Origin of the sequence: Paenibacillus sp. FSL K6-1330 (assembly GCF_037976825.1) — a bacterium.
In the GTDB taxonomy this organism is placed as follows: domain Bacteria; phylum Bacillota; class Bacilli; order Paenibacillales; family Paenibacillaceae; genus Paenibacillus_AQ.
On the sequence record NZ_CP150269.1, the window covers coordinates 6,089,504 to 6,101,879 of the forward strand.

The window sequence follows — 12,376 nt, forward strand, 5'->3', positions numbered from 1 at the left end:
TATATCAGCCTTTGACAGAACCAATAACCAGGCCTTTCACGAAGTACTTTTGCAAATACGGATAGAGTAAGACGATCGGCCCGATCGTCACGATCGCTGTTGCCATCTTGACCGATTCTGAAGGAAGCGTGATGTCGCTTGTTCCGGCCAGCATCGTCATCTCGTTCAGCATGCTGATCTCCGATTGCATTTGCAGTAGCATAAATTGCAGCGGGTACAAATCCTTGCTGTCAATCAACATGATTGCATTCCACCAATTGTTCCAGTAATCAAGTCCGTAGAATAGCGCAATCGTCGCCAATACCGGTTTGCATAAAGGAAGATAGATCCGGAAGGCAATCGTAATATCGCTGGCCCCGTCTATGTTTGCCGACTCTCGCAGCGAGTCGGGAATCCCGCTCATGAAATTCCGCACAAGGAAGAGGTTGAACGGGCTGAACAGCAGCGACGGAATGATCAAAGCGAAGATGTTATTGGTCAATCCAAGCGACCGATTCATCAGATACCAGGGAACAATTCCCGCGGAAAAAATCATGGTAATAAAGAAATAGAGCGCCATTGGATTGCGGTATTTCACATTTTTGTTCGCCAACGTATAGCCAGCCATGGACGTAATCAGAATCGCCAGCACCGTACCAACAATTGTGACGAAGATGGAAATACCGTAGCTCTGCATGACCTGGGAACCCCCTGTAAAGATTAGCTTATAGGCATACAAAGAGAACTCCTCCGGGAAAAGGCTGTATCCGTTCTTCAATATGGCATCCTCATCCGTGACCGAGATCATTAAAACCAGAAGCATTGGAAGCAAACAAAGCGCCGAATAAACCGTAATGAGAGCATACATAATCGTCTTGCTGAATGAAAACGTCTTCACTTCTATACCTCCTAAAACCATTCTTCGGGAATCTATCGCCGAAACCGGATTCTAATACAACGCGCCATCTTTAAAAAATTTGCGGGTAATGGAATTCGTGCCGAAGACTAAGATAAACCCGATGACGGACTGGAACAATCCGACAGCCATAGCTTCGGAAGGGTCGCCAATCTGACGCAAAGAGCGGAATACATACGTATCAATGATATCCGTGGTCGAATACAAGGTGCCATTGTCGCCAATCAAGGCGTAGATCATCCCGAAATCGCCGTACATGATTTTGCCGACCGAGAGCAGCATCAGTATAACCACCGTAGGCATCATCAACGGAATCGTAATGCGCATGCACATCTGCCACCGGTTAGCCCCGTCAATCTCGGCAGCTTCATACAAAGTCTCATCAATCCCAGTGATGGTAGCCAGATAAATAATGGCGCTCATCCCTGCTCCCTTCCACACATGCATGATGGTAAGAATAGCCGGCCATACCTGCGGCTCGGTGTACCAGTTGACCGAGACGAGGCCAAGCTGGTTCAGCAATTTGTTCACGATCCCCATATCCATAGAAAAAAACGCATACAGCACATAGCTGATGACGATCCAGGAAATGAAGTTCGGAAACAACATCATGGATTGGCTGATTTTGACGAACAGCTTCTTGCGCAGCTCGTTCAGGATCAGTGAGATGGCCAGTGCCGTCAGCGTTCCAAAGACAATAAAGAGCAAATTTAGAAAGATTGTGTTAAAGGTGACCGTAAACGCCTTGCTCGACCCGAAAAAGAACTCGAAGTTCTTTAATCCTACCCACTCGCTATGAAATATGCCCTTTGTATAATTGAATCGTTGGAAAGCAATCAGTATATACGGATACGTCATATACCCGAAAATAAACGTGTAAACCATCGCCGGAAGGACCAGCAAGTAAGATGTTCCATTCCTACGGATATCAGAAAACATGCCGAATGCCGGTCGCTGTCTCTTTTCCAATTTCTTATCCTCCTTCTTTGCAGTGTACATTTTGGGGCTGCGTTGACGCTTGCTCTAACTCTATAGCAGCGGGTCAGCGTTTCCAATTTCAAATACCGGACATCGCTTTCACGATTCGATTAAAGGGCTTTCACATTTCGAATTGATTTTCATTGCACAAGAATGGAAATTATTGATATAAAGCACAAGCCTTTCAAATTATCGAAACGGCTTTCATTTTTGCGAGAAGGAGTACCTTTTTAGCCAGATATGTCCTATAGTGAAGAGGTTATATTAACGGCATTGGGAGGAATTCTTCATGCGGAACACCATGAATCGGCTTGTTCGATACAAGGCGTTTCAAAAACTTACAATTTCATATTTCCTGCTCGTTCTACTAACCGTCAGCCTGCTGTCCGGCGTCCTCTTCCTTCTCTTCTCCAAAAGCGCCGTCAAGGAGATCGACCGCAATTCCAAAGCCATGTTATCCCAAATCACTTACGCCTCGGAGGTCGTCTATAACCAAGTCATGACAATCGGCAATGCGCTGCTCATCCAGCCGGAGATCACCTCATTCCTGAATGACAAGTTGGAGGACAAGACGAACAATTATCGGATATTCCAACAAATGAACCAGATTATAAGTGTTTATCCTTATATTTACAGTGCCGGGATCTACCGGCCTTCTACGGGAACAGCCGTCGATACTGCCGGGCTTCCATTCGACTCCTCGCTCATCACCCTTAGCGCGGAGCGGTACATGGAATTCTATCCACGTAGCTTGACCGTTGCCGACCGCAACAACGATGCGCCGCTTCAGCTCCTGACCTTTCTGCTGTACCCGGATTTTTCATTTAAGACCTCCGACAACCCGCTTATCTATATCAATGTGGAAGAAAAGTCGATTCTGACGACGATCCGCAAAATCAGCAAAACGGATTCCGCCAACAACGTTTTTGTCATCAACAAAGAGGGCAAAGTGCTCTCCCATACCGATTCAAGTTTATTTCTGAAAGATTGGTCCGAGGAACAGTATGTGCAGCAAATTCTAAATCAGGACAAGGAAGAGAACAGCTTCACAACAAATATTCTAAATAAAAAGCATCTGATCACCTATGTGAAGTCGGAAAAAATGGACTGGTATTTTGTAAGCGTTTCCCCCTACTCCGGACTCATCTCCAACATTGACCGTCTCCGCAACGTTACGCTGCTTGTGACAGCCGGAATTGTACTGACAGGTCTGCTGATCTCTATTTTTCTGACCAAGAGCATTTATAGACCGTTATCGACGCTGTTTGAAAGGATCATGCCGGACACGGATTCTCCAGTCTCCGATTCGCCGTTCATAGATGAATATAAGATGATGACCGAGGTTTTCCATTCGTTGGAGGAACGTGAAAAATCGATGCAATTCGTGATCAACCGCTCTTCCCGAACGATTCGTGAGCATTACTTACTTTCGTTACTCTGGGGTCATCCGCTGGAACATTCTGTTCCGAGCGAATTAATTCGGGATATCGACAAGAAAGTATCGGGGCCTTATTTTTGCGTGCTTGTATTCAAAATCAATGCGCTGGAACCGACAAGAGGGAGGATGGAGACGGAACAGCAGCCGCTGCTGCTCTTCGCTCTAGGCAATATTGCAAAAGAGATGCTGGAGCCTATCGGAGCATGTGATTACCTGTTTATGGGGGGAAATGAAGCCGTCGCAATCCTTCAGTGTACGAACAACCAACAGCCTGAGGAGCTCGAGGCTGCCTTGGGCAATATTCAGAGTTTTCTGAACCGTTACTTCAAGGTGACGGTATCCATTGGCATAGGGGATATAAGTTACGGCAGGAAAAATATTTCTTTCTCCTATACTTCGGCGCAGCAGTATGTTAAATACCGGCTAATCTACGGGAAGGAATCGATCCTGGATGCCGTAACAACACGGCCTCATATGATGACGGCCTTAAGTTATCCCAGCGCCTTCGAGAAGAAGCTAATCGATGCTGTGCAGTCCGGGAAGCCGGAAGCAATCCGGGATGCAATCGGACAATTCGTGGAACAGATCTCTAACGGTTCAATCAATCAGGTCATTACATACAGCACCCAGCTCATGCTATCCTTACTTAAACACTTTGACTATTTGCAACATGTGCCAGATTCCAATTTCAACGAGTATCTGGATGCGGTGACCGAAATTGAATCCGCCGAACATCTGACGGAAATCAAGGAAACTTTCAATCGCTATTGTTTTAATATCTGCACATTAATCGAAGAGAAGAATCTCTGGATGAATGCCCAGAAGCACAATGTTATCATTGAAAAAGTGCAGAATTACATCCAGGAACATTATGCCGAGCCAAACTTATCTCTGGAGCTGGTGTCCAACATTGCCGGCCTGTCGCCAAGCTATTTGGGTAAGCTCTTCAAAAAAGCAACCCGTCAATCGTTCAGTGAATACCTGAATCACACCAGGCTGGAGAAAGCTAGGGATTTGCTTGCTTCCACCCATGAGACTGCAGCCAAAATCAGTGAATCGGTCGGAATGTACAATATCACTTACTTCTCCACTCTATTCAAGAAAAAATACGGCCTAACTCCTTCCGTCTTCCGCGAGCAGGAGGCGATAAGAGGCAATGAAAGGGCTGGAGAATAAACAAATTAGAGCTTTCGGTTTGCGAGAAAAACTGGTGTTGTGGCTAAATTTCCAGCTCCAGCTATGACAGTGACCTCAATGAGTAGAGTGCTGTTCTCAAGGTACAATACAAAAAGAATTCATTTTTACCTATAGATGATTCTACACAAAAAAGCATCGACTACCCGCCATACCAGCATCGCTGGACGAGTTACTCTTGTTGAAGCTTATAAAGTCCCTTCCGGGATTGTCCGTCTGGGCTTCTGGCAGGGGCTATTTACCTTAGCCAGTTAAATTAAATAGATACACCATTATCCCTACAAGCAAAGGTCCTATCACTAAAAACCCGAATATCAGGGCAATAACTTTTAGAGTTCCTGATATTCCTTTTGACGAGTTCAAGGTGTCTAGTTTATTATTGATTTCTTTTAGCTCTTTCAATATTTCTCTATTTAGATCTTCAGACACATCAAAGTCCTCCTTATACACATGAATCAAAAAACACAAGATGTTTTTAATAAATCGTTAACATATACAAAGCTAGTCATGTATAGTAATCGGTACATTTTACCATAATCATCATACCAGATGTTTTTTATGGATCTAGTAAAAATAAAAAACCAAAGGCCCCTTTAAAAATTAGGGTACGCCTTTGGTTTTCTGCAATAATTCGAATTCTCTCTAAACTCATAGAATAATAGCTTCGCAAATCTTACTTCTACTATAATAATCCCGTATTAATATAACCCCCGACGTAGGGTGAAACTCCATCCGGCAATAATAAAGGCATCCCCCTCCATCAGGGGGTATTCTTTATAAGGCACCATGGATTCTCCCTTCAACATCGTACCGTTTCTGGAACCCAGATCCTTCAGGACGTATCCACCGCTTTCGCGCGAAAGCTCCACATGCGCCCGTGAAGTCCCCACACCCTGAGCGACGAATTGGGCTACATCGGGAGACCTGCCGATGATGAAATGGGGCTGATGCAGTTCAATCCGCTGCGGGACGGCTGCATTCGGTTCATTTAACTCAAGATAGTCCCTGGCTGAAAGTTGTCCGGCCGGACGAGCGGCAGTATCCGGACTTAACAGCACGGTAGCTCCCCCACCACCAGAGGACGAAAGCACCTCCGTCCGTTGGGACAGCTTGGCATAATAATCCCCTTCTTCCCCAAAAGAATCTCTTTCCCCGGCGTTAGGCGAACGCGAAAAAGCCTGGTCCCGCAAAGACTGTACGGTAGATCCCGCTGAAGGGTGATCCCGCTCAAGGTTAAATGGTGATTTAGGAACCTGCCATCTCCAATGCTCCTTCCCCTCACCAAGCTCTGCTTCTGCTGCTTTCCCTGAATCTGCTGCCTGATTTCCTGTAAGAAGACCGGATAAGGGATCTGCCTCAAAACGCGGGACGGACTTCCACTTGGCATGCTCCTGCGGACTCAGCTCTGTGGATTCAAACACGGGCAGTGAACCGGACCAATCCTCCGCTCTCCGTGAGAGCAGCCGGAGTTTGCCCGTGTAGCCGAGCCAAGCGATCACGGCAAGCAGAATCGTAATCCCTACCGATAGCCCCAGCATCAGCGGACCCGGTTGATTCATGTACAACATTCTCCAAGCTCCCGCTGCGGCGAGCAAACATCCTAGCAAAATATAGGTCCGAACCGGCGAAGATTTGCCATGCTCCGCTTCATCAAGACTTGAATCATCTGTGCCAGATGACCACGCGGGAAGACCTGATGGGATTCGACCGGCGTGAGAATTACCTTCTTCGTTTCGGCCGCTTTTCCCAAACATCTCGTTGGTACGTTCCGTCAGGCTTCGAATTAAACTCTGTTTATCCGTGTTGCCGTCATTCTCCGTCTGCAATGCCGCACTCCGGCTGTGAGCCGGCTCTGCAAATGAGAAGGCAGGCCTGGAGACGCTGCTGTTTGAGGGATTATCGGTATAGGGCAATCTTTCATTCACATGTGCAGCCACTGCCATCTTCGCTTGCGTTCCTGCTTGATCGCTTTCACCATCTTCTCCTGCAAGCAGTTCAATGACAAGCCGCTTAAGTCCCGGCAAACTGAAGCTCTGTTCACTGCAGAAGGTCATCAATGCTTGTATCCCCCCTCCTTTCAGCTCCGAGACCGATAAGAGAAGCCTTGTCATAAGCTCCTTAAGCGTTACAGGGAGACGGTTACTGCTTGTCTCATTAACGGCAAGGGGAACATTAGTTAAATATAATGTGCCAAGATGCAGGGAGCCTTCAACAAACAGAAAATCCTCATGAAGTATGTAATTCTCGGGTTGAAGCATATACAGCCTGCTGTCCTCCAATGCGGAAGCGATCTGCAGCAGCAGCCCATAGTACTCGGTCAACGTCATGCGCTCGCTCTTCAATGCCTGAGACAGCATCTTTTTGCCGGTGATATCATATTCCAACGTTACTTTGTAATCGACTTCTTTCATATGCAGCTTCAAAAAGTGCGGGATTCTCGAAGAACGGATCATGCCCAATGATTCCACCAGTCATCTTATTGTTCCTGGACTATTCATCTAATGGCTTTAACATTGCTATCAAGACACTAAGTGTACTAACGATTATCACATGTGTTTTTGGATTGATCCGGCATAGAGAATTGAAATAAGCGGTTCATATTCATATTGACTCACACAGGGCCCTAGGATGCTGCCTAAGGGCTTTATTTGTTTTCAACCGCCAACTTTGGCGGGTCATGTTAAAGGTCTCGTCGATTGGATGACAGCCCTACGAATGGAGTGATTACTAATCACGTCATATCTGGGTGTCACTTGGTGACATTCCATTAGACCTTCTGAATCAAAAGGTCAGGAATCTACAATAGTTCAGACATGGTGAATCGCCATATCCGAAAACTCTCAAGGAGATGTATTGAACACACACCCTTTCAGTAGCCCTCAAGTTGACGGTAACTGAAATTCAGATTTGGTATAATCCCAAAACCGAAATCAGTTTAACCATATACAAATTACGGACAGATGTACATCTCATGAGTATAATTTTGCACGACCATTGGTCGCCTTGAAAGATGTTGCAGAAGCAATCGGTGAATCCAAATTTGGATTTTCCAAAGTCACGATTCGTTACAATAGCGTTGGACACATCGTCCAACAACAAAAAAAGAACCAGGACTTTAAGTGTTGATCCTCTTCAATGTTACAACAGCAATGTAATACATTTAAGGAATTAGAAATTGAGTCAAGCCTATTAAAAATTGTACAAGCCATATGACAACGATGGTAATAAGGACAATTTTGATTATCCTCCATTTTTTTTCTTGGGAAGCCACTCGTTTCTCTAAATTACTTAATCGTTGTTCATGATCCATAATAGCATTCCTCCTTTGTTATACAATATTAAACTACCACCTAGATTATGCAAGGTGGCAGTTTAATATTTTTATAGAAAATAGAATCTCATAGAAAGCGTGAATTATCTTATGTCGTCCATCTCATAGAAAATGATTGAGGTCTTGAAATAATTTCTTCGCCAATGCCGCCTCCACCAATTATTGATAGAGTTCTAACTCCCTTGATAATTATTTGTGCTGTTCGTCCGTTAACATTGGCAGTTGCATTAGTCGCAGCCCGATCATGCTGCCAAGAGTTGCCAGGGTGGAAACCCAATAGTGAGCTTGAGCTGTCAGTAACACTGACTATGTTCCAGTTGCCAGCACTATCATGTCTGTTAAAACTCACAGTAGCTGAAATCCAAGAAAGGTTTGCACCCGCAGCCAGTCCATCTCCCCAAACTGTCTGTGTAACGCTATCAGTTACAATAGCCATAGGACTAATCTGATTAGATGATCCTTCAAAAGTTTGATTAGATGCAATAGTTTGATTATTGTTATCAGAATAATATGTCAGTAAAGCTGCATATTCATCTAAATCATTTACAATTATTGCTCCGTTATCATATTGCATAGTGCTGGCTCTTCCGGTTTTCACTGGTGTAAATCCTGTATCTTTCAAAATATCTTCTTTTGATTGATACTTCCCTTTTGCAGCTTCAAAATACTCAGCTGGTATAACATCACGAACAGAGATTGTGTCTACCTCAGCAGGAACAATTACATCATTGATACTGGTAGATGAAACTTGGCTAGGACTAGCACTAGCACTAGCAACACCTAAAGAAGTGAACAACATTGCACTGGATAACAATAAAACTGCACTTTTCTTTAGCATACAAAATCCTCCTAATTTGTTAATATAATGGATACAATTAAAACGTTACCATAAATAATGGAATATTGTCTATTATTCTAGCAATTTATGTAACAAAAACAAATAATAGCTGGTAAATATGTAATAAAATTATAATTACAAAAATAAGTAATATGACGATTACGGAAAGAGTTTAAAACAGATGGTTTAAATAATACTGTTAATGAACGGAAAATCACTCCTTACAAATTATCTAAAGATACAGGAGAACGAATAGGCACCATATACAAACTTGTAAATAATCAAGACTTGAACAGTGTACGGATACCAGCGTCATTAATTGTCAACTTATGTAGTTATCTTGATGTCACTCCAAACGATTTGTTCGAAGTCAGAGTTAATAGCAGTGACGATGTATAAGGTAGTCTTACACTGGAACGACGACTAAGTAAAAAAGACTCCCCAGTTGTGGAGAGTCTTTTTTACTTTACAACTTATTTCATATACGAAATCTACATTTCATCACTATTTAAAGCCTTGTTAAGCTTTATCTTTCTCCATGCATCCTCAACCGTGTTATTAATTAATCGAGAGTTAACATTAGACAAGTCAAAGTTACTTCCCGAGCGAAGCAAATCATAAACAAACCCTCTTCGAGAAGGGGAGTTTGTACATTTTTTAAAGTCATTGTTATCGATTAAAAAATCATAAAGTTTATTTAGTTTAACTTCAGAATCCGATTTTTTTCTATTGTAATTTTCTTCTTTTGCTTCCTCAATTTCCTCGTTGTGTTCTACAAACAGCATTTCCAGAAAATCATCCTTGTCTTCAAAAAGTAACATTGAATTTCTATGATGGTAAGTATAAATAATACCCTCGTTTTGAAAGTACAAACTTATAACCTGTTCTTTACCGACATGTTTCTCAAGTTGCTTTAAAGCGTTATTATAGTCTTTAATTTTTTCTTTGATTTGCTTATTGCTGTTAACGTACTCAAGATTATAGTTTAAATCCTCATCGGTGATTAAATTATTCTCGATTTCACTCTCATCCAATATATTCAGATCGTATAAAACTACATTGACTCCTAAATCATTCAATAATGCGCAAAAGGTGCCATAATCATAAATAACAACATCTTCTCGCTCACAATATACTTTGTAACTATTTATGCTATGTGATTCAAAAAATCCGGTTATATCTTTGAAAGACAAATAGTCCATTACAATCTCCCTTTTAATCAACCTTGCATTTCATTATAAATACACTACCAAAGTTCCATAACTTGTCCATACTCTTTAACTTCAGGATACATCTTGTCAATCGTAGATGCACCCAATACAGATTTTATTAAATGCTCTTCTGGCTTAAACTTAGGTGCGTCAACCGTTATCTGAGTTACCCTATGGTCCCCACTCATAATGCCAATCGTTACAGTCTTTGCTCCTTTTATATCATCCTGTTGAAGAAAATCATATGCCTGAGTAAATACATGTTGTGTCGCTAAACCTGGTTTTACAGAGTCTTTCATATGTACCACTAGATCAATATGCTCCGTTATATCTCTCGAATCGGTTACATCTACTTTCATAGCGTAAGCAAAAACAGAGGTATCTATTAAGGATTCATCTTCTTCACTATCTATAATGGTGAGTGCTTCTTCCTCCGTGCTTTCTTCGTCGTTTCGTATGCCTTCTTCTTGCTCATTGGATTTTGTCTCACTCTGATCGTCTTGAGACTCGACATTCGCAACAACTGTTTCATTAGTAGTTTCGCTCGGTGCTGCTGAAGGAGACGCCTCATTAGAACAAGCCTGTAAAACCAAAGTAAAAGCAAAAAGAGATGCAACTAAAGTAATCTTTGTTTTCATTATGGTACTTCCCCCATATGTTTCTTTCTAAGTAAAACATGCCTTTTATCAAAAAATCTTTATTCCTTCTAAAAGCTTTGTTTTTATTTCCTCTGAAACGAACGAAAATACAGAGGTATGTAATTCAGATGCTTGCTTTTGTATGTGTGCTTTTTGGTCATCACTGAGGCAATAATTATACTTTTTTATCAATCTTTCAATTTTAGATCTCCTTGCGATGAACTCCTCTTCCGATTGGCTTTTGATTTTAAGAAAGTCAACCCAATCTAGGCTTTGCCTTTGATTGTTACACTGCTTACATGATAATGCGATATTCCCCCAAGCATGCAATCCAGCATGGTCCTTGTTCATGGGAACCAAGTGATCTTTATCCCACTGTTTGTTGTTAAGATTCTCATTACAATAACAACATTTATATTCAAAAAACAGTATAAGATCAAATTTGCTTTTGTTATCACTAAAAGGCTTGAATCCCCTTGTTAAATCATACTGCTTCCCTATTTCTCTTAGCAACTTTCGCACTGCTTGACTTGCAGCTTGTGACGGGGATGACACTCTGTCTCACTTCCCTTTGAAGTAGCCATTTTAACTGAATTTATTTTCTGGTAATCCTATTTGCTCTTTTCTTCTTAACTTCTGTGCTAGTGCTAAATAAATAACTATCGCCTTCATGGGACCACGGCTTATCATTATCAATACTAAAATTAACAGTGTCCCAGCAACGTTCAGGGATTAATTCGGAACATCTTTCTTGAACATAGGCAGCCGCTTCTTTAATACTGGTAAATTCCTTAAAGAGGATTTTGTTTTTGTATAGTCTCACGTTGTAACCCATTAATTTCACTCCTAGGTAAAACAGTCATTTGATTAAGTTACTATCTTTTTGAAGTGAAAAGTCGTTTATGTTGCGTCGAATATAAGTGGTTTAGTCGAGAATTTTTTTTTATATATCTCGAAATAGTCTGTGTGACTTTAGAATGCAATTCCCCATCCGCTTCTAGGATAAAATAATCTTTATTTACTTCCAGCAATTTGATTTGAAATTTTTTATTGGTGTAACGTTTTATCGCCTCTTCAATTTCGTTCTTATCGTCTTCAGTAAAGCTCAGTGTAGGATTAAAAATATATAACTTATAACTCTGAATCATTCTCTATCCCACCTTATAAAAATAGTTATTTGATCAACTGAGTACTGGATCTAAAACTACAATACCATCAATCTCCTCAAGAAGTTGCGAATTTGCATTTTTCATAAATCGTTTATATGATGTTCCTTTACTTAATAAGACAACAACATCAGAAAGTTTAAATGTCATATCTCCCTTCACTCTCCACTCTCTTTCATGTGTCCAATCTGTTATATTCTCTGCATTTCCAAGATGAAAATCAACAATACGCCACCATTCTTCTTCAGGAAGGAACTTCTTAGCTTTTATCGAAGATTCATATATGACAGGTCTGCCGCCCTTATGGAAAATTGTTTTCTTTTTAAATCCAATTCCGACAGGTTGGTAACGAATTTTCCCACCAAGATCTTCCCTATAGTTTTGCTCATAGAGAGTATTTTGACAGAGAGCATGCACAGGCACATCCTGAAAGCATACTGCTGGACTGTCACCAACAATAAATCCCGAATCGGTAGTACTTCCAATAAGCTTCTTGTCATTCAAAATTTTAAGTAGTACTTCACTTGCTGACATTGTTTTTGTTTTCTTCGTTAGATGAAAGACATAAGTGCTCATATCTGAACGATGTCGCATCCTATGTCTCCACTGATCTATTGAATAACCCACTTTTTTATCACTCTTTTCTTATGAAATAAACCTTTCATAATGATGAGTACCTGTTACTGG

At 41.6% G+C, this 12,376-nt stretch carries 13 protein-coding genes; 2 read left to right on the plus strand and 11 right to left on the minus strand.

What is annotated here, in order from left to right; all coding sequences use genetic code 11:
• Positions 1-4: 4 nt before the first annotated feature.
• Both NYE54_RS27690 and NYE54_RS27695 read right to left on the minus strand, forming a co-directional pair.
• The gene (locus tag NYE54_RS27690) at positions 5-877 is read right to left on the minus strand and encodes a carbohydrate ABC transporter permease (protein WP_326114269.1); all 873 of its coding nucleotides are present in this window, start codon (positions 875-877) and stop codon (positions 5-7) included.
• A gap of 51 nt (positions 878-928) precedes the next feature.
• On the minus strand, positions 929-1,834 hold the full coding sequence (locus tag NYE54_RS27695; RefSeq protein ID WP_339273681.1) for an ABC transporter permease subunit: 906 nt from the start codon (positions 1,832-1,834) through the stop codon (positions 929-931).
• A 328-nt stretch (positions 1,835-2,162) separates the two neighbouring features.
• On the opposite strand from NYE54_RS27695, the gene NYE54_RS27700 reads away from it, so the two are divergent.
• Positions 2,163-4,487, plus strand: a complete 2,325-nt coding sequence (locus NYE54_RS27700) for a helix-turn-helix domain-containing protein (protein ID WP_339267696.1) — start codon at positions 2,163-2,165, stop codon at positions 4,485-4,487.
• A 261-nt stretch (positions 4,488-4,748) separates the two neighbouring features.
• On the opposite strand, the gene NYE54_RS27705 is transcribed toward NYE54_RS27700, so the two are convergent.
• The 4 genes from NYE54_RS27705 to NYE54_RS27720 form a co-directional block, all read right to left on the minus strand.
• On the minus strand, positions 4,749-4,934 hold the full coding sequence (locus tag NYE54_RS27705) for a hypothetical protein (protein WP_076324645.1): 186 nt from the start codon (positions 4,932-4,934) through the stop codon (positions 4,749-4,751).
• 269 nt (positions 4,935-5,203) lie between these two features.
• Entirely contained in the window at positions 5,204-6,958 is a 1,755-nt protein-coding gene (locus NYE54_RS27710) for a DUF6382 domain-containing protein (protein WP_339267697.1), read from the minus strand.
• Positions 6,959-7,665: 707 nt separating this feature from the next.
• Positions 7,666-7,815, minus strand: a complete 150-nt coding sequence (locus NYE54_RS27715; RefSeq protein ID WP_339267699.1) for a hypothetical protein — start codon at positions 7,813-7,815, stop codon at positions 7,666-7,668.
• A gap of 109 nt (positions 7,816-7,924) precedes the next feature.
• Positions 7,925-8,674 carry a hypothetical protein gene (locus NYE54_RS27720; RefSeq protein WP_339267701.1) on the minus strand — a complete coding sequence of 250 codons (750 nt, stop codon included), beginning with the start codon at positions 8,672-8,674 and terminating at the stop codon, positions 7,925-7,927.
• Positions 8,675-8,887: 213 nt separating this feature from the next.
• On the opposite strand from NYE54_RS27720, the gene NYE54_RS27725 reads away from it, so the two are divergent.
• Complete coding sequence (locus tag NYE54_RS27725; protein WP_339273683.1) at positions 8,888-9,073, plus strand: helix-turn-helix transcriptional regulator; 186 nt, start codon at positions 8,888-8,890, stop codon at positions 9,071-9,073.
• 92 nt (positions 9,074-9,165) lie between these two features.
• Here the strand turns inward: NYE54_RS27725 and NYE54_RS27730 are convergent, their stop codons facing one another.
• The 5 genes from NYE54_RS27730 to NYE54_RS27750 all read right to left on the minus strand — a co-directional run bounded on the left by NYE54_RS27730 (position 9,166) and on the right by NYE54_RS27750 (position 12,283).
• Positions 9,166-9,876 carry a hypothetical protein gene (locus NYE54_RS27730; RefSeq protein WP_339267703.1) on the minus strand — a complete coding sequence of 237 codons (711 nt, stop codon included), beginning with the start codon at positions 9,874-9,876 and terminating at the stop codon, positions 9,166-9,168.
• A 44-nt stretch (positions 9,877-9,920) separates the two neighbouring features.
• On the minus strand, positions 9,921-10,523 hold the full coding sequence (locus tag NYE54_RS27735; protein WP_339267704.1) for a hypothetical protein: 603 nt from the start codon (positions 10,521-10,523) through the stop codon (positions 9,921-9,923).
• Positions 10,524-10,571: 48 nt separating this feature from the next.
• Positions 10,572-11,078 (minus strand): HNH endonuclease signature motif containing protein, encoded by a 507-nt coding sequence (locus tag NYE54_RS27740; protein ID WP_339267706.1) that lies wholly within the window; start codon positions 11,076-11,078, stop codon positions 10,572-10,574.
• 40 nt (positions 11,079-11,118) lie between these two features.
• Entirely contained in the window at positions 11,119-11,358 is a 240-nt protein-coding gene (locus tag NYE54_RS27745) for a hypothetical protein (RefSeq protein WP_339267708.1), read from the minus strand.
• A 346-nt stretch (positions 11,359-11,704) separates the two neighbouring features.
• On the minus strand, positions 11,705-12,283 hold the full coding sequence (locus NYE54_RS27750) for a DUF2971 domain-containing protein (RefSeq protein WP_339267710.1): 579 nt from the start codon (positions 12,281-12,283) through the stop codon (positions 11,705-11,707).
• Positions 12,284-12,376 lie beyond the last annotated feature (93 nt).

Excerpts from the sequence above, each read along its gene's own strand:
- NYE54_RS27700 (WP_339267696.1), top strand. The coding sequence starts at position 2,163 with ATGCGGAACACCATGAATCGGCTTGTTCGATACAAGGCGTTTCAAAAA.
- NYE54_RS27745 (WP_339267708.1), bottom strand. The coding sequence starts at position 11,358 with ATGGGTTACAACGTGAGACTATACAAAAACAAAATCCTCTTTAAGGAA.
- NYE54_RS27750 (WP_339267710.1), bottom strand. The coding sequence starts at position 12,283 with ATGCGACATCGTTCAGATATGAGCACTTATGTCTTTCATCTAACGAAG.
- NYE54_RS27695 (WP_339273681.1), bottom strand. The coding sequence starts at position 1,834 with ATGTTTTCTGATATCCGTAGGAATGGAACATCTTACTTGCTGGTCCTT.
- NYE54_RS27715 (WP_339267699.1), bottom strand. The coding sequence starts at position 7,815 with ATGGATCATGAACAACGATTAAGTAATTTAGAGAAACGAGTGGCTTCC.
- NYE54_RS27710 (WP_339267697.1), bottom strand. The coding sequence starts at position 6,958 with ATGATCCGTTCTTCGAGAATCCCGCACTTTTTGAAGCTGCATATGAAA.
- NYE54_RS27730 (WP_339267703.1), bottom strand. The coding sequence starts at position 9,876 with ATGGACTATTTGTCTTTCAAAGATATAACCGGATTTTTTGAATCACAT.
- NYE54_RS27735 (WP_339267704.1), bottom strand. The coding sequence starts at position 10,523 with ATGAAAACAAAGATTACTTTAGTTGCATCTCTTTTTGCTTTTACTTTG.
- NYE54_RS27720 (WP_339267701.1), bottom strand. The coding sequence starts at position 8,674 with ATGCTAAAGAAAAGTGCAGTTTTATTGTTATCCAGTGCAATGTTGTTC.